Origin of the sequence: Mycobacterium parmense, assembly GCF_010730575.1 — a bacterium.
Taxonomy (GTDB): domain Bacteria; phylum Actinomycetota; class Actinomycetes; order Mycobacteriales; family Mycobacteriaceae; genus Mycobacterium; species Mycobacterium parmense.
The window spans coordinates 944811-968574 of sequence record NZ_AP022614.1; the positions used below are offsets into that span (position 1 = coordinate 944811).

Here is a 23764-nt window from a genome sequence, read left to right on the forward strand (position 1 = left end):
GACCGTTAGAGACCGAGGTCGGCCTCGAAAGCTCCCTCTTCGAGCCGGTGTTTGACCGTGGTCAGGAAGCGTCCGGCGTCGGCGCCGTCGATCAGCCGGTGGTCATAGGTCAGCGGGAAATACGAGATGGAGCGGACCCCGATGGATTCGTTACCGCTGTCGTCGACGACGACGCGCGGGCGCTTCACGATGGCCCCGGTGCCCAGCATGGCGGCCTGCGGGGGGACCAGGATCGGGGTGTCGAACAGGGCACCCTGGCTGCCGATGTTGGTGATGGTGAAGGTGCCCCCGGACAGTTCGTCGGGCTTGAGGTTGCCGGAGCGGGCGCGCGCCGCGATGTCGGCGATGGCCCGGGCCAGCCCGGCCAGCGACAGGTCGCCGGCGTTGTGGATGACGGGGGAGAGCAGGCCCTGCTCGGTGTCGACGGCGAACCCGAGGTGCTCGGCGTCGTAATAGGTGATCTCCTTGGTGTCCTCGTTGTAGCTGGCGTTGATGTTCGGGTGGATCTTCAACGCGTCGATCACGGCGCGGGCGATGAACGGCAGATAGGTCAGGTTGACCCCCTCCCGCTCGGCGAACGCGTTCTTCGCGCGGGCCCGCAACCCGACGATCCTCGTCATGTCGACCTCGTGGGTCTGGGTGAGCTGGGCCGTGGCCAGCAGCGACTCGCGGGTCTTGGCGGCGGTGATCTGGCGGATCCGGCTGGCCTTCTGCGTGGTCCCCCGCAGGTGCGCCAGCGCGGGCGCCGGGGTGGGCGCGGCGGGGGCCTTGGCGGCCGGCGCGGCGGCGGGGGCAGCCTGCGGGGCCGCGGGCGGCTTCTCGGCTTCTTCCTTCTGCGCCTTGAGCTGCGCCGCCGCGGCGAGCACGTCCTGCTTGCGGATGCGCCCGCCCACCCCGGTGCCGGTGACCCGGGACAGTTCGACGTTGTGCTCGTTGGCCAGCTTGCGCACCAGCGGCGTCACGTACGGGGTGGCGTCGCTGCCCGGGCCGCCGGTTCCCGACGTCGCCTGTGCCGGTTGCGGTTTCGGCTCGGGCTGGGGTGATGGCCGCGGTGTCGGCTGCGGTTCGGCCTTCGGGGCCGGCTGCGCTTGGGGTTCGGGCTGCGCCTGAGCCTCGGGCTCGGGCTTGGGTTCGGGCTCTGGCTCGGTAGCCGGCGCAGCGCCCGAGCTGGAGCCGATCCGCGCCAGCTCCCCGCCGACCGGCACGGTGGCGTCCTCCTCGGCGGTGATGCTGACGAGGACGCCGGCCACCGGCGACGGAATCTCGGTGTCGACCTTGTCGGTGGACACCTCCACCAGCGCCTCGTCGACCGCGACCGAGTCGCCGACCTTCTTCAGCCAGCGCGTCACGGTGCCCTCGGCGACCGACTCGCCGAGTTCGGGCATCAGCACCGGGGTGGCGTCGCCGCCACCGGCGGCCGGCTGGGCCGGCGGTGCGGGCTCCGGTTCGGGTTCGGGCTGGGCGGCCGGTGCGGTCTCGGGCTCAGGCTCGGGTTGGGGCCGGCTGGGCGGCTCCGCGGCCTGCGACGCCTCGCCGCCGCCTTCGCCCGCGTCGCCGATCACCGCCAGTTCGCCGCCGACCTCCACGGTGTCGTCCTCCTGGGCGACGATCTTGGTCAGCACACCCGCCGCGGGCGAGGGAATTTCGGTGTCGACCTTGTCGGTCGACACCTCGACGAGCGGCTCGTCGACTTCGACCGTGTCGCCTTCCTGCTTGAGCCACCGGGTGACCGTCCCCTCGGTCACGCTCTCACCGAGTGCGGGCATCTGGACGGAGAAGGCCATCTCGTATGACTCCTCGATTTCTCGTGGGTCGGCGCAGGTCGACATCTGGCTTACCACACCGTGGTGTAGCGGACGTGGACGCAAGTAGATGCCGAAACCATCCTGTCATTGCCCCGGGTGCGGCACACAGCCAGGGCGGATCGCGCTCGCAAACCGGGACCCCCGGGTCCCGCTTGCTACGGTGTGGCGATCGAATTCTCCAGCAGAGCGGGTGGTGAAGCTCCGATGCCGGCTGCACAACAGGTGCCCCAGCAGTTCGTCGACAGCGCCGACGGCGCGCGCATCGCCGTCTACGAGGAGGGCAACCCCGACGGGCCCACCGTGGTGCTGGTGCACGGCTTTCCCGACTCGCATGTCCTGTGGGACGGCGTGGTACCGATGCTGGCCGAGCGGTTCCGCATCATCCGATACGACAACCGCGGGGTCGGCATGTCCGCGGCGCCCAAGCCGGTCTCGGCCTACACCATGGCCCGGTACGCCGATGACTTCGCGGCGGTCACCGCAAGCCTCAGCCCCGGCCGTCCGGTGCACGTGCTGGCCCACGATTGGGGCTCGGTCGGTGTGTGGGAGTACCTCAGCCGGCCCGGCGCCGGCGACCGGGTCGCCTCGTTCACCTCGGTGTCCGGCCCCAGCCATGACCAACTGGTCGACTACATCTTCGCCGGTCTGCGACAGCCATGGCGCCCGCGCAGGTTCCTGCGGTCGATCAGCCAGGTGCTCAGATTCACCTACATGGCGCTGTTCTCGATCCCGGTGCTGGCCCCGCTGTTCCTGCGGCTGACCCTGTCGATACCCGCCCTTCGGCGCAACGCGGTCGACAACATCCCCGACGACAAGATCCACCACTCGGCCAACCTGGCCGCCGACGCCGCGCGTTCGGTGAAGGTGTACCCGGCCAACTACTTTCGCTCGTTCTCCCGGAAACGCCCGGTGCCGGTGATCGATGTCCCGGTGCAGTTGATCGTCAACACCGACGATCCCTTCGTGCGGCCCTACGGATACGACCACACGGTGCGCTTCGTGCCGCGGCTGTGGCGGCGCGACATCAAGGCCGGTCACTTCTCACCCATGTCGCACCCGCAGGTGATGGCGTCCGCGGTGCACGACTTCGCCGACCTGACCGAGGGCAAAGAGCCCGGCCGCGCGCTGCTGCGCGCGCAGATCGGCCGCCCCCGCAAGGAATTCGGCGACACGCTGGTGGCCATCACCGGCGCCGGCAGCGGGATCGGCCGGGAAACCGCCTTCGCGTTCGCCGCGGGCGGCGCGGAGGTGGTCGTCAGCGACATCGACGAGGCCTCCCTCAAGGAGACGGTCGCCCAGGTCACGGCCCGCGGCGGCGTCGCGCACGGCTACGTGCTCGACGTCTCCGACGCCGACGCCTTCGAGGCGTTCGCCGAGCGGGTCAGCGCCGAGCACGGCGTCCCCGACATCCTGGTCAACAACGCGGGCATCGGCCACGCGGGCGGCTTCCTCGACACCCCGGCCGGGGAATTCGACCGCGTGATGGACATCAACTTCGGCGGGGTGGTCAACGGCTGCCGGTCCTTCGCGCGGCGCCTGGTCGAGCGCGGCACCGGCGGGCACATCGTCAACGTGGCGTCGATGGCGTCCTACGCACCGTCGCAGTCGCTGAGCCCGTACTGCAGCTCCAAGGCGGCCACGTTCATGTTCTCCGATTGCCTGCGCGCCGAACTCGCCGTGGCCGGCATCGGTTTGACCACGATCTGCCCGGGCGTGATCAATACGAACATCATCCGCAGCACCCGCCTCAGCGCGCCCGCGGACAAGCGGGGCGAGGTCGCGGGCCGCCAGAAGGAACTCGGCACGTTGTTCGCGCTGCGCCACTACGGGCCGGAGAAGGTGGCTGCCGCGATCCTGTCGGCGGTGCGTAAGAACAAGCCGATCCGGCCGGTCGCGCCGGAAGCCTATGCCTTCTACGGCCTTTCCCGCGTGGCGCCACAGGCGCTGCGCAGCGCCGCGCGGGTGCGGTTCATCTAGACGCGTACATCTAGACGCGGGAAGCGCCCTGCCGTCGCACCAGCATCGGGCCCGCGACCGCGAGCAGCCCGACCACCGTCAGCGGTATGGTCCACGCCCGCCGGCTGCCCACCGACGACTGGCACTGTGACACGTAGTCGGTGTGTGGCACCACCTGGTTGAGGATCGGAACGTTCGCCACGCTGTTGTTGTTGGCGTTGCGCGCCGAGGACAGGTCCTCGACGACCGCATTCCCGCATCCGATCGAATGCCCGTTGCCGTCGGAGACCGACACCGGCACCAGCAACCCGATAACGCCGGCCAGCAAAAGCACGGCGCCTACTGCAATGATCATCCGTCGCACCGTCACGATCTCGCCTTTCTCGTCATGGGACTCGACAAATCGCAGGTTATCCGGTGGGCGGGGCCGCTAAACCCGAAGTCCGCCGGGTAGTCCTCGACATTGCGGGTACCCGGCGCGGTAGTCGACACGGCGAAAGGACTTCGAGGTGATCACTGCGACGCGGGAGGTGGCCGCATCACGCGAACGGGTGTGGGAGGTGATGGCCGACGGCTGGACCTACACCCAGTGGGTGGTGGGCAACAGCCGGACACGTGCCGTCGACCCGAACTGGCCCGAGCCGGGCTCGTCGATCCGGCACTCGGTCGGGATATGGCCGGCGGTCATCAACGACGCGACCGTCGTGGAGCGTTGCGACGCGCCCCACGAACTGGTGCTGTGCGCGCGGCTGGGACCCCTGGGCGCCGCGCGGATCACCATGCGCCTGGAGGAGACCCCGAACGGCTGCCGGGTCGAGATGATCGAGAAGCCGGTCCAGGGCCCGGTCGGGTTGATCCCCGACCGCCTGGCCCTGGCGGGCTTCTATCCCCGCAACAAAGAGTGCCTGCTGCGGCTGGCGGCCCTCGCCGAACAGCTGGAGCCGAGCCAGGTCAAGTGACGTGGCCGCCGGAGCCGCCGAAGCCGCCGACGCGATCGTCATCGGAGCCGGACATCACGGTCTGGTCGCCGCCGCCATGCTGGCCGACGCGGGGTGGGACGTGCTGGTGCTCGAGGCGCAGCCGGAGCCCGGCGGCGCGGTGCGCAGCGCCGAACTGGCCCCGGGCTACGTCACCGACCTGTTCAGCTCGTTCTACCCGATGACCGTGGCCTCACCGGCGATGGCGGCGCTGCACCTGGAAGACCACGGGTTGCGATGGTCGCACGCCCCGGCGGTCGTGGGGCACCCGCGCAGCGCGGCCGACGACGACCCGCCGATCGTCTACCGCGATCCGGCGCGCACCGCAGCGGAATTCGCGCGCCGGGAGCCGGCCGACGGCGAAAACTGGTGGCGGCTGGTGGAACTGTGGCAGCGGGTCAAGGCGCCGCTGCTCGACGCCATGCTGGCGCCGTTCCCGCCCGTGCGCCCGCTGATGCGGCTGCTGACCAGGCTCGGCACCTCCGAGGCGATCCGGGTGGCCCGTCTGCTGGTGCAACCGGCCAACGCCATGGCCGGTGAGCTGTTCGCCGGCGAGGCGCCGCGAGTGTTGTTGTTGGGCAACGCAATGCATGCCGACGTCCCGCTCGATGCGCCGATCAGCGGCGCGATGGGATTCCTGATGACGATGCTGGCCCAGGACTGCGGCTGGCCGGTGCCCGTCGGCGGATCCGGAGCGCTGACCGCCGCGCTGGTCGACCGCGCCCGCTCCGCGGGCGCGCGAATCGAGTGCAACCAGAACGTTTCCCGCGTCGAGGTGCGGGGCGGCCGCGCGATCGGGGTGACGACGAGCGGGGGGCGCGCGGTTCGCGCGCGGCGGGCGATCATCGCCGACGTGACGGCGCCCCGGCTGTTCTGCGACATGCTGCCCGCCGATGCGGTGCCGGCCACGCTGCTGCGCGACATGGAGCACTACAGCTGGGATCCGCCGGTGGTGAAGGTCAACTACGCGCTGGGTCGGCCGATTCCCTGGCGGGCGCAGGGCCTGCACGGTGTGGGCACCGTCCACCTCGGGGCCGACGGCGACGGGCTGGTGCGCTGGATGGCCGACCTGAACACCCGGGTGGTGCCCGAGCATCCGTTCATGCTGTTGGGTCAGACCACCACGGCCGATCCGAGCCGGTCGCCTGCCGGTACCGAAAGTGTGTGGGCCTACACGCATCTGCCGCGCAACGTCGCCGACGACGCGTCGGCCGATCGGCTCGCCGCAGCGGTGGACCGGGTGATCGAAGAGCACGCCCCGGGGTTTGCCTCGGCGGTCGTCGACCGGTTCGTGCAACGCCCCTCGGACCTGGAGGCCAGTGACGCCAACCTGCATCTGGGCGCGCTCAACGGCGGCACCGCGCAGCTGCAGCAGATGCTGATCTTTCGCCCGGCGCCCGGCATGGGCCGCGCCGAAACCCCGGTCGAGGGACTCTACTTGGGCAGCGCGTCGGCCACGCCGGGCGGCTCCGTGCACGGCGCGTGCGGGCGCAACGCGGCCAATGCCGCGCTGGCCGCCCACGGTGTGAGCGGCTGGCCGCGCCGCAAGGTGAAGCGAGCCGTCTTCTCGTTGCTGACGAAATAGGGCGCTAGCCGTTCTCGGCGATGTCCTCGAGCACCGCGAACATGGTGCGGGTCGGCACACCCGTCGAGCCCTTGGGCGTGTAGCCCCACGGGCTGCCGGTGTTGTAGGCCGGGCCGGCCACGTCGATGTGCGCCCAGCTCACGCCGTCGGCGACGAATTCGCGGAGGAACACCCCGGCCACCAGCATGCCGGCAAAACGCTGGCCGCTGATGTTGGACAGGTCGGCCACCGCCGACTTCAGATCGTCCTTGAGCTCGTCGGGCAGCGGCATCGGCCAGCCGTTCTCGCCCACCCGCTGCGAGATCGCCGCGACGCGGTCGCGGAACTCCTCGCTGCCCATCACCCCGGGGATGCGGGCGCCCAGCGCCACCGTCTGGGCGCCGGTCAGCGTGGACGTCTCGATCAGGTAGTCGGGGTTGTCCTCGCACGCCCGCACGATGGCATCGGCCAGGATGAGCCGGCCCTCGGCGTCGGTGTTCTGCACCTCGACGGTGATGCCGCCGTACTGCGTCAGCACGTCGCCCGGGCGCTGCGCCGTCGCCGAGGGCATGTTCTCGGCCATCGGCACGGTGGCGATCACGTCGATCGGCAGTTGCCGCTGCGCGGCCAGCACCACGGTCGCGATCACCGCGGCGGCACCGCCCATGTCCGAGGTCATGTGATGCATCGACGCGGCCGGCTTGATCGAGATGCCGCCGGTGTCGAACGTGACGCCCTTGCCGACCAGCGCGACTCGCTTTGCGGCCTTCTTGGATTTGGCCAGCTTCGAACCCCGGTGCGTCAGCCGCACCAGCCGCGGCGGCCGCGACGAGCCCTGGCCCACACCGATCACACCGCCGTAGCCGCCCTTCAGCAGCGCCTTCTCGTCGAGCACCTCCACCTCGAGGCCGACCGATTCGCCCAAAGCTTTTGCCCGGCGGGCGAATTCGGCAGGAAAAAGGTGGCTCGGCGGAGTGTTGACGAAGTCGCGGGCGGTGGCCACCGCGGTCGCGACGGCAGCGCCGTGCTCGCTCTGCTTCTTGGCGTCCTTGGCGGTCGCCAGGACGGTGATCTTGCGCAGACCCTTGTCCTTCGGCGCGGTCTTGCCGCTGCGGAAGGCGGTGAACCGGTAGCTGCCCAGCACCAGGCCCTCGACCGCGGCCGAGCACACGCCGTCGCCGGGCAGCTCGCCCAGCGTGGTGATCACCGCCTCGGCGGTGCCCAGCGAGCGCGCGGCCACGCCGGCCGCGCGCCGGACCACCTCGGCGGGCCACTCCGCTCGCGGCTTGCCCAGGCCGATCGTCAGCACGCTGGACACCGGCAGCGACGGCACCACCAGCCGGTGGACCTGCTCGCTGCCGCCGGTGGCCTCCAGCGCCTTGAGGCCGGCCTCGATGTCGGCGACGGCCTCGGCGGCCAGGAACGGCTCGGCCGCCCCCCCGACCAGCGACGCGCCCGGCTTGTCGTCTTCGCCGGTCGAGACGACCGGCACGATCAGCACGGTGGACGGCGCGGCCCGGCGGGGCAGCGCGGAGGCGACGGTGACGGCGGGGGCGGCATAGCCGGGTTCAGTGCTCACCCAGATCACCCTAATGGGCCATTCAGCAAGGCTGACTAGGGTGAAGTGTCGTGAGCGATGCAGCCGACCTCCAGCACGGCCCGCTGGAAGACCGACACCGCGACGCCGGCGCCAGTTTCGCCGAGTTCAGCGGCTGGCTGATGCCGGTGTCCTATGCGGGCACCGTCACCGAACACAACGCGACGCGCGACGCGGTCGGCCTGTTCGATGTCAGCCACCTCGGCAAGGCGCTCGTCCGCGGCGCGGGCGCCGCGCGGTTCGTCAACTCCGCGCTCACCAACGACCTGGGCCGAATCGGCCCCGGCAAGGCCCAGTACACGCTGTGCTGCACCGAGTCCGGCGGCGTCATCGACGACCTGATCGCCTACTACGTCGACGACGACGAGATCTTCCTGGTGCCCAACGCCGCCAACACCGCCGCGGTGGTCGAGGCGCTGCGAGCGGCCGCGCCCGCGGGTGTGACCGTCACCAACGAGCACCGCTCGTACGCGGTGCTCGCGGTGCAGGGGCCGCGGTCGGCCGAGGTGCTGGCCGGGCTGGGCCTGCCCGCGGACATGGACTACATGGGCTACGCCGACGCCTCCTATTCCGGCGTGCCGGTGCGGGTTTGCCGCACCGGATACACCGGCGAGCACGGCTACGAACTGCTGCCGCCCTGGGACTCCGCGCACGTCGTGTTCGACGCGCTGGCCGCGGCGGTCGAGGCGGCCGGCGGCCAGCCGGCCGGACTGGGGGCCCGCGACACCCTGCGCACCGAGATGGGCTATCCCCTGCACGGGCACGAACTGGGGCTCGACATCTCGCCGCTGCAGGCGCGATGCGGCTGGGCGATCGGATGGAAGAAGGACGCCTTCTTCGGTCGCGACGCGCTGCTCGCCGAGAAGGAGGCGGGGCCCCGGCGGCTGTTGCGCGGGCTGCGCATGGTCGGCCGCGGCGTGCTGCGCCCGGGTCTGACCGTCCTCGCCGACGGCGGTCCGGTCGGGGTCACCACCTCGGGGACGTTTTCCCCGACGCTGCAGGCCGGCATCGGGCTCGCGCTGATCGACACCGCCGCCGGCGTCGACGACGGCCGGCGCGTCACCGTCGACGTCCGTGGCCGCCCCGTCGAGTGCGACGTCGTGCGGCCGCCCTTCGTCGCCGCGAAAACCCGCTAGTCACCGGAAGTTCGGGCGGCCGGGGCCGATTTCCGGGCGGATATACAATCGGGCCCATGACCAGCGGCTCACCTGACTTCACGGTCTGTCGCGCGGAAAACCCCGCGACGGACGCCGAACGTGAATCGATCCTGGCCGAGCCGGGTTTCGGCAGATACTTCACCGACCACATGGTGTCGATCGACTACGAGGAGGGCCGTGGCTGGCACAACGCGCGGGTCATCCCGTACGGCCCGATCGAGCTCGACCCGTCGGCGATCGTGCTGCACTACGCGCAGGAGATCTTCGAGGGGCTGAAGGCCTACCGCTGGGCGGACGGCTCGGTCGTGTCGTTTCGCGCCGAGGCCAACGCCGCCCGCATGCGCGCGTCGGCACGGCGGCTGGCGATGCCCGAGCTGCCCGACGAGCTGTTCATGGGATCGCTGTGCCAGCTGGTCGCCGTCGACAAGGCCTGGGTGCCCGCCGCCGGCGGTGAAGAGGCGCTGTACCTGCGTCCCTTCATGATCGCCACCGAGCCGGGGCTGGGCGTGCGGCCGGCCAAGCGGTACCGCTATCTGCTGATCGCCTCGCCCGCCGGCGCGTACTTCCGGGGCGGCATCAGCCCCGTCAGCGTCTGGGTGTCGTCGGAGTACGTGCGGGCCAGTCCGGGCGGCACCGGCGCGGCCAAGTTCGGCGGCAACTACGCGGCCTCCCTCCTGGCCCAGGCCGAGGCGGCCGACAACGGGTGCGACCAGGTGGTGTGGCTGGACGCCGTCGAACGGCGCTTCGTCGAAGAGATGGGCGGGATGAACATCTTCTTCGTGTTCGGCAGCGGCGGTTCGGCGCGGCTGGTCACCCCCGAGCTGTCCGGGTCGCTGTTGCCCGGTATCACGCGAGATTCGTTGCTGCAGTTGGCTATCGACGCCGGATTTACCGTAGAGGAACGGAAGATCGACATCGACGAGTGGCAGAAGAAGGCCGCCGCCGGCGAGATCACCGAGGTGTTCGCCTGCGGGACCGCCGCCGTCATCACCCCGGTCTCGCACGTGAAGTACGGCGACGGCGAATTCACTGTCGCCGACGGCCAGCCCGGCGAGGTCACGATGGCGCTGCGCGACACCCTGACCGGGATCCAGCGGGGCACCTTCGCCGACACCCACGGGTGGATGGCGCGGCTGGGCTGAATGCGTTCGACGCCATAACGATGTTCGGGCAGCGGGGCTCGATCGAACACACCACGGGTCGCCGGGCGGCCCTGGCGATCGCGGTGGCGACCGCGACGGCCTGGGCGGTGGTGTACCTCGTCGTCGAGGCGATCAGGGTGCGCAGCGGCGAACCCGGCTACCTCGACCTGCAGGTCTACCGCGCCGGAGGCCACGCGCTGCTGACCGGAAATTCGCTCTACGCCGGCGATTTCGCGGCGGTCAACCATTCGCCGAACGGCCTGCCGTTCACCTACCCGCCAATCGCCGCGCTGATGTTCGTTCCGCTGGCGCTGCTGCCGGCGCCGGCCGCGGCGGTGGTGATGGTCGTCCTCAACGCCGTCGCCTGCGCGGTGCTGCTCGGTCTCGTTCTGGTTGCGGTGCCCGGCGACTGGAGCGCGTGGCGCCGGTGGGCGGCACCGGCCTCGGCCCGCGCGGCGACCGCGGTCCTGGCCGCCGCGATCGCCTTCGTGGTCAGCGTGCCGGTCCAGGGCAATTTCACCTACGGGCAGCTGGACCTGATCCTGGCGGCCGCGGTCGCGCTCGATCTCGTGCCGCCTTCGGTGCCGTGGCCGCGTGGACTGCTGGTCGGACTCGCCGCCGCGGTCAAGCTCACGCCCGCGGTCTTCGTGGGCTATTTTCTGGTGACCCGCCAGTGGCGAGCCCTGGCCGTGTCGCTGGCGGCCGCCGCCTCGGCGGCGGCCCTGGGCTGGCTCGCCGATCCCGCCGACTCGGTGCGCTATGTCACGGCGACGGCCTTCGACCCGGCGCGCATCGGCCGGCTGACGTTCGCCTCGAATCAGTCCCTGCGCGGCGTCGTCGAGCGCATCCCCGCCCTCGACGCGTCGCGCGGCATCCTCGTGGTGGCGCTGACGGTCGGGGTGCTCGCGCTGGCCGTCGTCGCCATCGAGGTGAGCCGGCGTTCGCGCGACACCGTGGCCGCCGTGCTGTGCGCGGCGTTCATCGGCCTGCTGTGCTCTCCGGTGTCGTGGGGCCACCACTGGGTGTGGTTGTCGGCGACGGCGGTGTACTTCCTGATCCGCTGGGCGGTGGCCGGCGGCGCGCGCAACGTGGTCGGCGGTCTGGCCGTGGCGCTGCTGACGATCACCCCACCGTGGATGCTGTTGTCCCACAACCACGATCGAGAGCGCGGCTGGAACGGGTTCGAGCAGCTGCTCGGCGGCGCCTGGGCTCTCGCCGCTCTCGCGCTGCTGGTGTGTTTCGCGCTGCCGCGCCCGCCGGCCACGGCCCGGTCAGCCGAGCCGCACCAGCCCGGCCAGCGCGACCGCCGCCACCGTCGTCGTCAATTCGACTGCGGCGCCCAGCACGTCGCCGTTGATGCCGCCGAAGCGCCGCACGCAGTGCGCGACCAGGGCGGCCCCACAGCACAGCGCGAACGAGACCGCCACCGGTCCCTGCCATAGCCGCGGGCCGGCCGCCGCCGACGCGACGAGCAGCGCCGCGATCCACGCCGCGACCACCAACGCCGGCTGCGTGCCGACAACCCTGGCCCCCAGGGCGCTGCCTGCCGCCGCGGCGACGCCGCGGCGGCAGGCGAGCACCGCGGCCACCCGCCCGGCGGCCACCGCGACGGCCACCGCCGCCGCACCCAGCGCCCCGAAGGCCAGGCCCTGCAGCGTGATCACCACGACGACTGCCGCCACGCCGAAGGGGCCGGTGCCCCCCTCCCGCATCACCGCCAGCGCCCGCTCGGGGGGCCCGTAGCAGCCCAGACCGTCGGCCGTGTCGGCCACACCGTCGATATGCAGACCGCGCGTCACCGCCAGCAGTGCCGTCACGGCCAGCAGTCCGGGCAGCGGGCTGGCCTGGCCGAACGCCCACGCGCCGCCCCGGGTCACCGCCGCGGCCAGCGCGCCCAGCGCGGCGCCGACGACGGGCAGCGCGGCCATGGCGCCGCGCCCCATCGGGGCAGTCGTCGAGTGCGGCACGGGCAGCACCGTTGCGAATGCGAAAGCCGTTGCCAGCGAACGTATCACGGTGGCGTTCCGGCAGAGCGGGCCGAAACCCCGGCCTCGCCGAACGTCGCCATCGACGACAGCGTGGCCACCGCGGCGCGCAGCACCGGCAGCGCCAGCGCGGCGCCGGTCCCTTCGCCCAGCCGCATCCGCAGGTCCAGGATGGGCACCAGGTCAAGCGCCGTCAGGGCCAGTGCGTGGGCCGGCTCGGTGGACCGGTGGCCGGCTTGCCACCACTGTCGCGCGCCGGGCGCCAGGCGCTCGGCCACCAGCGCGGCGGCCGTCACGGCCAGGCCGTCGAGAAGTAGCGGGGTGCGCCGCACCGCGGCCTGCGCGCAGAAGCCCGCCATCGCGGCCAGATCCGCGCCGCCGCAGCAACGCAGGAGCGCGACCGGGTCGGGCAGCAGCGGCCGCGCCCGGAACAGCGCGTCGCGGATCGCGGCCGTCTTGCGGGCCCAGCCGGCGTCGTCGATCCCGGTGCCGGAGCCCACCGCCGCGACCGGCTCGGCGTTGGTCAGCGCGGCCACCAAAACCGCTGCCGCCGTGGTGTTTCCGATGCCCATGTCGCCGGCGATGAGCAGATCGGCACCCGAATCCACCTCCTCGTCGGCCAGCGCCCGGCCCGCCGCGATCGCCCGGTCGGTCTCCTCGGCGGTCAACGCGTCCTCGACCGTGATGTCGCCGCTGCCGCGGCGCACCTTGTGGGCGCCGATGCGCTCGGAGGCCGCGTCGGCATCCACCGCCAGGTCCGCGATCCGCACCGTGGCCCCGGCGACGGCCGCCAGCGCGTTGATCGCCGCACCGCCGGCGTCGATGTTGGCGACCATCTGAGCGGTCACCTCCGGCGGGTACGCCGATACCCCGGAGCGGGCGACGCCGTGGTCGCCGGCGAAGACCACCACCCGGGCACGTTCGAATTGCCGCGGCGGGCACTGCCCTTGGCACGAGGACACCCACACCGACAGGTCCTCGAGGCGGCCCAGGGCGCCCCGCGGCTTGGTCAGGCTGTCCTGGCGGGCGCGGGCGGCGGCGGCCGCACCCGCATCCGGCGGCGGCACCGGCGCGAATTCCATCAGCTTCCCGACGATTTGACGGGCATCGCCTGCCCCGCGATCACCAGCACCACCCGCTCGCAAACGTCCGCGACGCGCCGGTTCAGGTCGCCCAATTCGTCGGCGAACCGGCGGCCGGAGGCGGTGGCCGGCACCACGGTAAGCCCGACCTCGGGGCTCACCAGCACCAGCGTGGAGTTGAAAGTGCTTGTTGCGCAGACGATGTCGTCGACCAGAGTGGTCACCGAGCCGCCGTTCCACGCATTGGTGCGGTCCAGCGCCCCGGTCAGCCAGGTGCCGAGGTCGTCGACGAGTGTCGGGGCGCCCGGGTAGCGCCGTAACTCGCCTGCCACGTCCGGGGCTTCGACCGTCGACCAGTGGGCGGGCCGGCGGTGGCGGTGCTGTGCGACCCGCTGCGCCCAGGCCGCGTCGTCGTCGCCGCAGGGGCCGGGCGCCAGGTAGCGGACCGGCGTACCGGCGGGCAGCGAGCCGGCGATGAACTCCTCGGCCCAGCGCGACTTGCCCGACCTGATACCACCGAGCACCAGCATTCGCACCGGGTCAGGCGGCTTTCACGACGGGCCTAGGCGACACGGGCGCCGCGCTCGACCGCAGGCCGCGGGGTCCGCATCCGGCGCATCTGAGAGGCCCGGCCGGCGGCGTAAAGTCCGAGCTTCCAACGGCTTTCGGTGTTTTTTGGGAACTTGGCATCGACCAGCCCGCTCACCTTGCGGCCCAGGATGAGCCCGTCGATTCCCATCACCAGCATCAAGACCAGCATCGCGGGGGAGACGTAGAGCTGCAGCTGCGGCACGGCGAACGTCACGAACAGCAGCGTCAGCGTCGCGGGCATGAACAGGCCCAGCGCGTTGCGCCGCGAGTCCACGATGTCGCGCACGTAGCGGCGAACCGGGCCCTGATCCCGCGGCAGCAGGTAGGCCTCTTCGCCGGCCATCATGCGCTCGCGGCGGTCCGTCATCCGGGCGCGACTGGCGGCTTTGTCGGCTTTGCGCTCTTCGCGACTGCGTTTCGCGCCGGCCAGCGTCTTGCGCCGGGCGCGCGCCTCCGACGCGGTCATGGGCGCGGGCGCGACCGGGCCCTTGCGCGAGGTTCGCCGGGCCTCGTTGCGCTTGGGCGTGGGCCGGCCCTTGGGGCCGGTCCTGGCGGCGCCGCCGGGTACCGCCGTCGAACCTGCGGTCTCGGCCTCGGCCGGCGGTTCGTCGTCGCGGCTCTTCCTGCGGCCCATCAGCTTCACAGGGGCCAGGTTACTTCGCGGCCGCCCCGCTCCGGAATCGGCCCGCGAGCCGCACTGTTACACATGCGCCAGCGTGTCTTTAGGACCTACGCTTACCAGTAATGAACGGCTTCCTTTGATGAACGACGGCTCGATGGCCTCGGAAGATACCGCTGGCCTGTCGCCCGGCCGACTCCAGCTGCCGGCGATGCTCGTCCTGGTGGCCCCGGATTCCTTCGGCGACACCCTCTCGGCCGTGGACGCTGCCGCCGCCATCGCGACCGGCTGGACGCGGTCGCGCCCGGCGGACCGGTTCATCGTGGCCCCCCAGTCCGACGGGGGCCCCGGCTTCGTGGAGGTGCTCGCCAAGCGGCTCGGCCGGAAGCGGCGGCTGCGGGTGTCCGGGCCGTTGGACACCGCAGTGGACGCGCAGTGGGTGTTCGACTCCCGTTCGGCGACCGCCTATCTGGAATGCGCGCAGGCCTGCGGTCTGGCGTTGCTGGACGGCTCGCCCACCCCGGAGACCGCGTTGGCAGCCCACAGCCGCGGGGTGGGGGAGCTCATCGTCGAGGCGCTGCGGGTCGGGGCGAAGCGGATCGTGGTCGGGCTTGGGGGCAGCGCCTGCACCGACGGCGGGCAGGGCATGATCGCCGTGTTGGGCGGCCTCGAGGCAGGCCGGCAGCGCCTGGCCGGCGTCGAACTGATCGCCGCCTCGGACACCGAATACCCGCTGACCGGGCCCTGGGGCGCGGCCAGGGTGTTCGGCCCGCAGAAGGGCGCGGACACTGCGGCGGTGGCCGCGCTCGAGGCCCGGCTGGAGGCGTGGGCGCCGGAACTGGAAGCCGTGGCCGGGCGGGACGTCAGCTCCGAGCCGGGCGCGGCCGCCGCCGGCGGGATCGGTGCCGGGCTGCTGGCGCTCGGCGGGCGGTGCGAGTCCGGCGCCGCGATCATCGCCGAGCACACCCACCTGGCCGAAGACCTGGAGATGGCGGAGATGATCGTCACCGGTGAGGGCCGGTTCGACGAGCAGTCGCTGCACGGCAAGGTGGTCGGTTCGCTGGTGGACGCGGCCTACCCGCTGGGCATCCCGGTGATCGTGCTGGCCGGCCAGGTCGGCCTGGAGAACTCGGCGGTGCGCTCGTCGGGAATCATGTCCGCGTTGTCGATGGCCGACTACGCCGGTTCGGTGCGGTTGGCGCAGGCCGACGCCGCCAACCAGCTCATGGGATTAGCGTCACAGGTTGCCGCGCGGCTCGGGAATAGCGGTCCCGCGAGGTACCGTTGATGCAGTGGGCTGATGCGAGCGGCGCGGTTGACCGCGCCGCCAGGTGATAAGAAGCCGGGCCCCCCACCGACACGGCAGTAGGAGAAGCAATGACGGTACAGAACGAGCCGAGCGTCGAGACTCACGGCGTGATCCTGACCGATGCCGCCGCCGCCAAGGCGAAGTCCCTGCTCGACCAGGAGGGACGTGACGACCTGGCGCTGCGCATCGCTGTCCAGCCGGGCGGCTGCGCCGGGCTGCGCTACAACCTTTTCTTCGACGACCGCGCACTCGACGGCGACCTGACCGCCGAGTTCGGCGGCGTGCGGCTCACGGTGGACCGGATGAGCGCCCCCTACGTCCAGGGCGCGTCCATCGACTTCGTGGACACCATCGAGAAGCAGGGCTTCACGATCGACAACCCCAACGCCACCGGCTCCTGCGCCTGCGGCGACTCGTTCAACTGAGTCCGTGGTGGACTAGTACGAGCCTGCGGTGCGCAGGACGTACGAGCACACCATGATCTGACCGCGCTGGTAGAGCAGCTGCGCGATGCCTTGTATCTGCCCGTGCAGCGGGCCGCCGGTCGCGCCCGCCACGCGCATGGTGAACAGCGCCTGGGCCTGGTATTGCGACAAGTAGACGATCTTGTCGATCGAGGTCACCTCGACGTCGGAGAACTGCTTGCGGAAGGCGTCGCTGCTGAGCCGGGCCAGCGCCTGGTCGGACCGCTTGTCGCGGATGCCGTCGTACATGCCGCACAGCGCGTTGCGCATGATCTCGTCCATGTTGCGTTGCTCGAGCGCGTCGAGATAGCCCTGGATGGCCGTCTTGGCGCCCTTGTCGGAGAACGTGGCGCCGGTGTTCGCCCCATTGGTACGAACTCCGTAGGCGATTGCCATGGTCATGACAGCCACCAGTGCGAGAGTGATAACGACACCGATGACCCAGCGCCGCTTGGACTTTTGCTGCGGGTAGGGCACCGGTGGCGGCAGCTGCCCGGCATAGTTGGCGGGCGCCGGGCCCTCGTCGCCGGCGGGCGCGGCCGGATATGCGAGCGGCTGTTGCCCGGCGGGGTTCGGTCCGTCGCCGCCGACAGTGTGGTTCGGCGAGTGCGGACCGCCCATGTGGTTCTCCTACGGTGGTAGACGGTGAGTTGCCTGGCTTGTTCTGGCGTGTTTCTCCAAGGGAGGCTAGCGCAACGGTCTGCGCCGACCGTAGGCGCAACGACGCCCGGGACGCGTGAGTAAGCTAGATAACCTTGCTAACGAAGGGTGGTTGATTCGTGACGATCGCGGTGACAGGTTCGATTGCGACCGACAATCTGATGAGGTTCCCGGGCCGGTTCTCCGAGCAGTTGCTGGCCGATCACCTGCAGAAGGTCTCGCTCAGCTTCCTCGTCGACGACCTGGTGATTCACCGCGGCGGCGTGGCGGGCAACATCGCCTTCGCCATCGGCGTGCTGGGCGGTGACGTCGCTCTGGTCGGCGCGGCCGGCGACGACTTCGACGACTACCGCGAATGGCTGCAGGGTCATGGGGTCAACTGCGACCACGTGCTGATCTCCGACAGCGCGCACACCGCACGCTTCACCTGCACCACCGACGTCGACATGGCTCAGATCGCGTCGTTCTACCCCGGCGCCATGTCCGAGGCGCGCAACATCAAGCTCGCCGACCTGGTGTCGGCCATCGGCAAGCCCGACCTGGTGATCGTCGGTGCCAACGACCCCGACGCGATGGTCGTGCACACCGAGGAGTGCCGCGAGCTCGGCCTGGCCTTCGCCGCGGACCCGTCGCAGCAGCTGCCCCGCTTGTCCGGCGAAGAGATCGACAAGCTCGTCGACGGCGCCGCCTACCTGTTCACCAACGACTACGAGTGGGAGCTGCTGCTCTCCAAGACGGGCTGGTCGGAGGCCGACGTGCGGGGGAAGGTCGGACTGCGGGTGACCACGCTCGGTGCCAAGGGCGTCGACATCGTCGAGCGCGACGGCACCACCACCCATGTCGACGTGGTCCCCGAAACCAGCCAGACCGACCCCACCGGCGTCGGCGACGCGTTCCGGGCCGGCTTCCTTACCGGGCGCAGCGCCGGTCTGAGCCTCGAGCGTTCCGCGCAGCTGGGCTCGCTGGTGGCCGTGCTGGTGCTGGAGTCGACCGGGACCCAGGAGTGGGCGTGGGACCACGAGGTCGCCAAGACGCGGCTGGCCGGCGCTTACGGCGACGACGCGGCCGCCGAGATCGCGGCCGTCCTCGCGTAGCCGGGTGCGGCGAGCGCCGGCTAAAGCTGGACCGGGTACTGGGGCTCGCTGATCCGCGGCACCACGCTGCCGTCGACGAAGATCGCGTGCCACAGCATGAAGATCAGCACCGTCCACAGCCGGCGGCTGTGATCGCTGACGCCGTTGCGGTGCTCGTCGAGCATCCGGCGCACGGCGGCCACGTCCACCAATCGCCCGGCCTGTGAGGTCGCCGTCAGCGCGTAGGCCCACTCCAGGAGCTCGCCTGCGCGCAGCCAGTGCCGGATGGGCACCGGGAAGCCCAGCTTGGGCCGGTGCAGCACGTGCGCGGGAACGATCGGCTCCAGCGCGCGTCGCAGCGCGTACTTCGTCGTCGTGCGGGTGATCTTGGCCTCCACCGGCAACCGCGAGGCGACGGCGAACACCTCCGGATCCAGGAACGGGACCCTCAGCTCCAGCGAATTGGCCATCGTCATCTTGTCGGCCTTGACCAGGATGTCGCCGCGCAGCCAGGTGAACAGGTCGACGTGCTGCATGCGGGCCACCGGGTCCCAGCCGGTCGAGTGCGCGTACACCGACGCCGTCACGTCGGTGTGGGTCCAGTCGTCGCGGAACCCGGGCAGCACGTCGCGCAGGTGCGCGTCGGAGAAGCTGCGGGCGTTGCCGTAGTAGCGCTCTTCGAGCGTCAACGAGCCGCGATGCAGCAGGCTCTTGCCGCGCATCCCCTCCGGCAGCGGCTTGGACACCTTGCCCATCGACCGCCGCAGCGGCCGCGGCAGATAGTCGAACGGCTTGAGCGACAGCGGCTCCCGGTAGATCGTGTAGCCGCCGAACAGTTCGTCGGCCCCCTCGCCGGACAGCACCACCTTGACGTGCTTGCGGGCCTCGCGGGCGACGAAGAACAGCGGCACCAGCGCGGGGTCGGCGACCGGCTCGTCGAGGTACCAGACGATTTCGGGCAGGGCGGCGACGAACTCCTCCGGGCTGACCACCTTGGCGATGTGGCGGGCGCCGATCGCCTCGGCCGAGGCCACCGCGACGTCGATCTCGGAGAACCCCTCGCGCTCGAAGCCGGTGGTGAACGTGATCAGCCCGGGGTTGTGCCGGATGGCCAGCGCCGCGATCGCGGTGGAGTCGATGCCGCCGGACAGGAATGCCCCGACGGTGACGTCGGCGCGCATGTGTTTGGCCACCGAATCCTCGAGCACGGCGGTGATCTCGTCGTAGCGGGACTGCTCGGTGTCGCCGGTGATCGGCGTGGCGGCGAATCGCGGCACGAAGTAGCGGGTGACCTCCGGTTGCAGACGCTCGGGACGGATGCGGGCGTAGCAGCCCGATTCCAGCCGCCGCACCCCGCGGTGCAGGGTTTCGGGCTCCGGCACGTACTGCAGGACCGTGTAGTGCTGCACGGCACGTTCGTCGATTGCCGTGTCGAATCCGACCAGGCCGACCAGGTCCAGCAGGCATTTCTTCTCGCTGGCCACCGCGGTTCCACCCCGGCCCGTCGCCACGAACAGCGGCTTGATGCCGAAAGGGTCACGTGCGCAGAACAATTCACGGGTCTCGGTATCCCACAACGCGAACGCGAACATGCCGCGCAACCGCCTGACGACGTCGGCGCCCCAGTGGTGGTAGCCGGCGACGATCGCCTCGCCGTCGCCGTCGGTGGCGAAGGCGGCGCCGTGCCTGGCGGCGAGCTCCTCGCGCAGCTCGAGGTAGTTGTAGATCTCGCCGTTGAACACCAGTACGTAGCGGTCGGGCGCCTCCGGCGGCCCCCAGCGCAGCGGCTGGTGCGAATGGGCGATGTCGATGATGGAGAGCCGGTTGAAGCCGAACACGACCGATCCGTCGGCGCCCGGGTCGACCCACGTGCCCGGCTCGTCGGGGCCGCGGTGGCGCATCAGGCGCGACGCGCGGGCGATCGCATCGTCGGCGGCCCGGGACACCGAAGCCGCGTCGGTTGCCGGGCCGCCGACCGCGTCCTGATCGGCCGGGGCCGCGACGAACGCCAGCAGTCCACACACGGCGCCTCAGTATGCCGCACCCGCCGCGCGCGGGCACAAGCCGCACCGGACGGGGTTTCGTCGCCTCGGTCAGCGGCGTGGTCTACGCTGCGTAGTATTCGATATCCGAGCAGGAGGCGCCAACGTGACACCTCGCGAGCAGGTCCGTTCGCATCGTTTGTCGCCGGGCAGGTTTCTGGGCTCTCCCGAGGGCCGTTCGGGAGGTGTTTCCCTAGGTCGTTCCCGTCTGCGGCGGCCGGCCCTGGCGGCCACGCTCGCCGTGCTGTCGGTGACGCTGAGCGGCTGCGGCTGGAAGGACGTGCTGGGCTTCGGCTGGCCGAAGGGCATCACCCCGCAGGCCCACTACAACGAGAACCTGTGGCTCGGGTCGGTGATCGCCGCGCTGGTCGTCGGAGTCATCGTGTGGGCCCTCATCTTCTGGTCGTCGGCTTTCCACCGCAAGAAGGCGTCGGACACCGAACTGCCCCGGCAGTTCGGCTACAACATGCCGCTGGAGCTGGTGCTCACGGTGACACCGTTCCTCATCATCTCGGTGCTGTTCTACTTCACCGTGGTGGTGCAGGAGAAGATGCTGCACCTGGACAAGCATCCGGAGGTCGTGGTCGACATCACGGCGTTCCAGTGGAACTGGAAGTTCGGCTACCAGCGGATCAACTTCAAGGACGGCACGTTCACCTACGAGGGCGCCGACCCGGCCCGCAAGAACGCGATGCTGTCCAAGCCGGAGGGCAAGGACTCCCGCGGCGAGGAAATCGTGGGGCCCATCCGCGGACGCGAGACCTCCGACCGCACATACCTGAACTTCGACAAGGTGGAGACGCTGGGGACGGCGACCGAAATTCCGGTCCTGGTGCTGCCGACCGGCAAGCGCATCGAGTTCCAGATGGCGTCCGCCGACGTGATCCACAACTTCTGGGTGCCGGAATTCCTTTTCAAGCGCGACGTGCTGCCCAACCCGCAGGCCAACAATTCGGTGAACGTCTTCCAGGTCGACCAGATCGAGAAGACGGGCGCGTTCGTCGGCCACTGCGCGGAATTCTGCGGCACCTATCACTCGATGATGAACTTCGAGGTTCGGGTGGTGTCGCCCAACGACTTCAAGACATACATGCAGCAGCGGATGGACGGAAAGAACAACGCCCAGGCGTTGCAGGCGATCGGCCAGCCGCCGTTGGCGGTGACCACTCACCCGTTCGACACCCGCCGCGGTCAATTGGTAGCGAGTCAATAGGTCAGGACGGTAGGACGCCCCATGCATATCGAAGCGCGGCTCTTCGAATTCATCGCCGGATTCTTCATTCTCGTCGCGGTGCTTTACGGGGTGCTGACGGCGCTGTTCGCCACCGGCGGTGAGGAGTGGGCCGGGACCACCGCGCTCGCGCTGACCGGAGGCCTGGCGTTGATCGTGGCCACCTTCTTCCGGTTCGTGGCGCGGCGCATCGACACGCGGCCCGAGGACTACGAGGGCGCCGAGATCAGCGACGGCGCGGGGGAATTGGGCTTCTTCAGCCCGCACAGCTGGTGGCCGATCCTGGTCGCGCTCTCGGCGTCGGTGTCCGCGGTGGGCATCGCGCTGTGGCTGCCGTGGCTGATCGTGGCGGGCGTGTCGTTCGTTCTGGCATCGGTCGCCGGACTGGTCTTCGAGTACTACGTCGGCCCGGAGAAGCACTGACCTCAGCCGCGGAAGGTCACAATCAGATCACGTGATCGGTGGCCGGTTCGCCGCGACTTACTTGGCCCTTTCGTTTCGGTAGGGTTTTGTCCAGGCACAAATGAGATTTCCCAGTTGCGCGCGCAGCGAAGTGAGCGCGGCGCCTCGCGCGCTGGTGATGCAGTCGGACAGGGCAGGGAACGATGAGCGGGCAGAATTCTCCGGAATGGGAATCAGAGCACTCTGATTCCGCCGGCGAGTCGAGCCCCGAACCGGGTCCGGCCGACGAGTTGCAACCGCGCGACGAACTCGAACCGTTCGACGCCGACGATGCGCCGGCCGAATTGGCGGGCGCCGATCAAACGGGTCAGACGGACGCATATTCGCGGGCCTACTCGGCACCGGAATCCGAACACTTTATGAGCGGGCCGTATGTGCCGGCCGATATGCGGCTCTACGACTACGACGGCTACGACGAATCGCCCGACGTCGCCGATGAACACCGCGCCCCGCGCTGGCCCTGGGTGGTCGGCGTCGCCGCCATCGTGGCCGCGATCGCGCTCGTCGTCTCGGTGTCGCTGCTGTTCGCGCGGACCGACACCACCAAGCTGGCGAACCCGGGGACGACGATCGCCCCGTCCACGCCGCCGATGCAGGACGAGATCACCACCACGAAACCGCCGCCCCCGCCTCCACCGCCGCCTACCACCGAGGCGCCGCCGCCGCCCCCGCCGGCGACGGAGACGCAGACCGTGACGGTGACGCCTTCTCCGCCGCCCCCGCCGCCCGCGCCGGCGCCGGCGCCCGCACCGCCGCCGGCCACCTCGACGGCGGCCGCGCCACCGACACCCACCACGCCGGCCGGACCGCGACAGGTCACCTACTCGGTGACCGGCACCAAAGCGCCGGGCGACATCATCTCGGTGACCTACGTCGACGCCTCCGGTCGCCGGCGCACGCAGCACAACGTGTACATCCCCTGGTCGATGACCGTAACCCCGATCTCGCAATCCGACGTCGGCTCGGTGGAGGCGTCCAGCCTCTTCCGGGTGAGCCGGCTGAATTGCTCGATCACGACAAGTGACGGAACAGTGCTTTCTTCGAACAGCAACGACGCACCCCAGACGAGCTGCTGATGGTCAGCAGATACTCCGCGTACCGGCGGGGGCCGGACACCGTTCCGCCGGAAGTCGTCGACCGGATCCTGGTCGGGGCGTGCGCCGCCATCTGGCTGGTGCTGCTAGGCGTGAGCGTTGCCGCCGCCGTGGCGCTGGTGGACCTGGGCAGCGGCTTCCACAAGGCGGCGGGCGGCCAGCACACCACGTGGGTCCTCTACGCCGTGATCATCGTCTCCGCGCTGATCATCGCCGGTGCCATCCCGGTGCTGGTGCGGGCCCGCCGGAGCGCGCAATACGAGCCGTCCGCCCGGGGGATGACCGCGCCGGAACGCGCCACGGTCGGTTCGCCGGCGCGGGCCGGCTCGCCCGCCGGGCTCGGTACGAGCGAACGCCCATACCAGCCGGGAGAGCAGGCGGCGGCCCCGGCCGTCGAATGGTCGAGCGTCGAGGTGGACCGTATTTGGTTGCGCGGCACCGTGTTTCTCGCCGGCACCATGGGGACCGCGCTGATCGCGGTCGCGACGGCCACCTATCTGATGGCCGTCGGGCACGACGGCCCGGCGTGGGTCGGCTACGGCTTGGCCGGCGCCGTCACCGCGGCGATGCCGGTGCTGGAGTGGCTGCACGTTCGCCAGCTGCGCCGCGTGGTTGCCGAGCACTAGCTATTGTCCGGACTCGGCGATGCGGGAGAACGGTGCTGCGGCGCGGGCGATTACGGCCCGGTCCTCGGCGCTGAGGGCGCGTAGCTGTTCGTCGAGCCTGGCGTTGCGCTGCGCCTCGGCGGCGCCGGCAAGTTCGTCGCCTGCCTTGGTAGCGCTGAAGAGCACTTTCCGGCGGTCGTCCGGGTCGCGAGTGCGCACGGCGTAGCCCGCTGAGGTGAGACGGTTCACGCCGGGCGAGGAGGATTTCCGCCCCGCGAGGACGACATCCGCTTCGGCGACACGCTGTTCGTCAGCGGCACCCTCCACGCACTCTGAATCGCGAAGGACC

The 23764-nt window shown here is 70.7% G+C and carries 22 protein-coding genes and 1 pseudogene; 13 read left to right on the forward strand and 10 right to left on the reverse strand.

The genetic code is table 11. The features are described from left to right. Positions 1-5: 5 nt before the first annotated feature. Positions 6-1784, reverse strand: a complete 1779-nt coding sequence (gene sucB, locus G6N48_RS04275) for a 2-oxoglutarate dehydrogenase, E2 component, dihydrolipoamide succinyltransferase (protein WP_085271394.1) — start codon at positions 1782-1784, stop codon at positions 6-8. Between the two features lie 225 nt (positions 1785-2009). Between sucB and G6N48_RS04280 the strand changes: the two genes are divergently transcribed. Next, positions 2010-3782, forward strand: coding sequence for an SDR family oxidoreductase (locus G6N48_RS04280; RefSeq protein WP_085271363.1), 1773 nt, complete (start codon positions 2010-2012; stop codon positions 3780-3782). A gap of 10 nt (positions 3783-3792) precedes the next feature. Here G6N48_RS04280 and G6N48_RS04285 read toward each other — a convergent pair whose 3' ends face one another. Beyond that, positions 3793-4131 (reverse strand): aminopeptidase, encoded by a 339-nt coding sequence (locus G6N48_RS04285; protein WP_085271364.1) that lies wholly within the window; start codon positions 4129-4131, stop codon positions 3793-3795. 139 nt (positions 4132-4270) lie between these two features. Between G6N48_RS04285 and G6N48_RS04290 the strand changes: the two genes are divergently transcribed. Together G6N48_RS04290 and G6N48_RS04295 are read left to right on the forward strand one after the other, a co-directional pair. Beyond that, positions 4271-4720 carry an SRPBCC family protein gene (locus G6N48_RS04290; protein WP_085271365.1) on the forward strand — a complete coding sequence of 150 codons (450 nt, stop codon included), beginning with the start codon at positions 4271-4273 and terminating at the stop codon, positions 4718-4720. A gap of 1 nt (position 4721) precedes the next feature. Beyond that, positions 4722-6323: a phytoene desaturase family protein gene (locus G6N48_RS04295; protein ID WP_085271366.1), complete on the forward strand. Its 1602-nt coding sequence runs from the start codon at positions 4722-4724 to the stop codon at positions 6321-6323. A 4-nt stretch (positions 6324-6327) separates the two neighbouring features. On the opposite strand, the gene G6N48_RS04300 is transcribed toward G6N48_RS04295, so the two are convergent. Further along, positions 6328-7881 carry a leucyl aminopeptidase gene (locus tag G6N48_RS04300; protein ID WP_085271395.1) on the reverse strand — a complete coding sequence of 518 codons (1554 nt, stop codon included), beginning with the start codon at positions 7879-7881 and terminating at the stop codon, positions 6328-6330. 50 nt (positions 7882-7931) lie between these two features. Between G6N48_RS04300 and gcvT the strand changes: the two genes are divergently transcribed. The 3 genes and pseudogenes from gcvT to G6N48_RS28050 all read left to right on the forward strand — a co-directional run. Continuing rightward, positions 7932-9035, forward strand: coding sequence for a glycine cleavage system aminomethyltransferase GcvT (gene gcvT, locus G6N48_RS04305; protein ID WP_085271367.1), 1104 nt, complete (start codon positions 7932-7934; stop codon positions 9033-9035). Between the two features lie 56 nt (positions 9036-9091). Further along, positions 9092-10198 (forward strand): branched-chain amino acid aminotransferase, encoded by a 1107-nt coding sequence (locus G6N48_RS04310; RefSeq protein WP_085271368.1) that lies wholly within the window; start codon positions 9092-9094, stop codon positions 10196-10198. Between the two features lie 20 nt (positions 10199-10218). Next, positions 10219-11187, forward strand: a pseudogene (locus G6N48_RS28050) (glycosyltransferase 87 family protein); the annotation flags it as partial. Between the two features lie 282 nt (positions 11188-11469). On the opposite strand, the gene G6N48_RS04320 reads toward G6N48_RS28050, so the two are convergent. Genes G6N48_RS04320 through G6N48_RS04335 form a run of 4 tightly spaced genes read right to left on the reverse strand, consistent with a single transcriptional unit; the run spans position 11470 to position 14499 of the window. After that, positions 11470-12213 (reverse strand): adenosylcobinamide-GDP ribazoletransferase, encoded by a 744-nt coding sequence (locus G6N48_RS04320; protein WP_085271370.1) that lies wholly within the window; start codon positions 12211-12213, stop codon positions 11470-11472. Next, the gene (gene cobT / locus G6N48_RS04325; RefSeq protein ID WP_163670933.1) at positions 12210-13268 is read right to left on the reverse strand and encodes a nicotinate-nucleotide--dimethylbenzimidazole phosphoribosyltransferase; all 1059 of its coding nucleotides are present in this window, start codon (positions 13266-13268) and stop codon (positions 12210-12212) included. Before cobT ends, G6N48_RS04320 begins: the two co-directional genes overlap by 4 nt. Then, complete coding sequence (locus G6N48_RS04330; RefSeq protein ID WP_085271372.1) at positions 13265-13801, reverse strand: bifunctional adenosylcobinamide kinase/adenosylcobinamide-phosphate guanylyltransferase; 537 nt, start codon at positions 13799-13801, stop codon at positions 13265-13267. Before G6N48_RS04330 ends, cobT begins: the two co-directional genes overlap by 4 nt. A gap of 26 nt (positions 13802-13827) precedes the next feature. Continuing rightward, positions 13828-14499 carry a DUF3043 domain-containing protein gene (locus G6N48_RS04335; protein WP_085271373.1) on the reverse strand — a complete coding sequence of 224 codons (672 nt, stop codon included), beginning with the start codon at positions 14497-14499 and terminating at the stop codon, positions 13828-13830. 187 nt (positions 14500-14686) lie between these two features. Between G6N48_RS04335 and G6N48_RS04340 the strand changes: the two genes are divergently transcribed. Then, positions 14687-15763 (forward strand): glycerate kinase family protein, encoded by a 1077-nt coding sequence (locus G6N48_RS04340; RefSeq protein WP_163670934.1) that lies wholly within the window; start codon positions 14687-14689, stop codon positions 15761-15763. 89 nt (positions 15764-15852) lie between these two features. Next, positions 15853-16209, forward strand: a complete 357-nt coding sequence (locus G6N48_RS04345) for a HesB/IscA family protein (protein WP_085271375.1) — start codon at positions 15853-15855, stop codon at positions 16207-16209. Between the two features lie 12 nt (positions 16210-16221). Here the strand turns inward: G6N48_RS04345 and G6N48_RS04350 are convergent, their stop codons facing one another. Then, positions 16222-16869 carry an Rv0361 family membrane protein gene (locus tag G6N48_RS04350; protein ID WP_085271376.1) on the reverse strand — a complete coding sequence of 216 codons (648 nt, stop codon included), beginning with the start codon at positions 16867-16869 and terminating at the stop codon, positions 16222-16224. A 158-nt stretch (positions 16870-17027) separates the two neighbouring features. Between G6N48_RS04350 and G6N48_RS04355 the strand changes: the two genes are divergently transcribed. After that, positions 17028-18002, forward strand: a complete 975-nt coding sequence (locus G6N48_RS04355; RefSeq protein WP_085271377.1) for a carbohydrate kinase family protein — start codon at positions 17028-17030, stop codon at positions 18000-18002. 20 nt (positions 18003-18022) lie between these two features. On the opposite strand, the gene asnB is transcribed toward G6N48_RS04355, so the two are convergent. After that, positions 18023-20005, reverse strand: coding sequence for an asparagine synthase (glutamine-hydrolyzing) (asnB, locus tag G6N48_RS04360; RefSeq protein ID WP_085271378.1), 1983 nt, complete (start codon positions 20003-20005; stop codon positions 18023-18025). Between the two features lie 124 nt (positions 20006-20129). On the opposite strand from asnB, the gene ctaC reads away from it, so the two are divergent. The 4 genes from ctaC (at position 20130) to G6N48_RS04380 (ending at position 23436) form a co-directional block, all read left to right on the forward strand. Next, positions 20130-21236, forward strand: coding sequence for an aa3-type cytochrome oxidase subunit II (ctaC, locus tag G6N48_RS04365; protein ID WP_085271379.1), 1107 nt, complete (start codon positions 20130-20132; stop codon positions 21234-21236). A gap of 21 nt (positions 21237-21257) precedes the next feature. Next, positions 21258-21677, forward strand: coding sequence for a cytochrome c oxidase subunit 4 (locus G6N48_RS04370; protein WP_085271380.1), 420 nt, complete (start codon positions 21258-21260; stop codon positions 21675-21677). A 182-nt stretch (positions 21678-21859) separates the two neighbouring features. Further along, a complete protein-coding gene (locus tag G6N48_RS04375) occupies positions 21860-22792 on the forward strand; it encodes an MmpS family transport accessory protein (RefSeq protein ID WP_163670786.1) in 933 nt (310 codons plus the stop codon). Further along, positions 22792-23436, forward strand: a complete 645-nt coding sequence (locus G6N48_RS04380) for a DUF2561 family protein (protein ID WP_085267211.1) — start codon at positions 22792-22794, stop codon at positions 23434-23436. The genes G6N48_RS04375 and G6N48_RS04380 overlap by 1 nt, the downstream gene beginning before the upstream one ends. On the opposite strand, the gene G6N48_RS04385 is transcribed toward G6N48_RS04380, so the two are convergent. Then, positions 23437-23742, reverse strand: coding sequence for a MarR family winged helix-turn-helix transcriptional regulator (locus G6N48_RS04385; protein ID WP_139825570.1), 306 nt, complete (start codon positions 23740-23742; stop codon positions 23437-23439). Positions 23743-23764 lie beyond the last annotated feature (22 nt).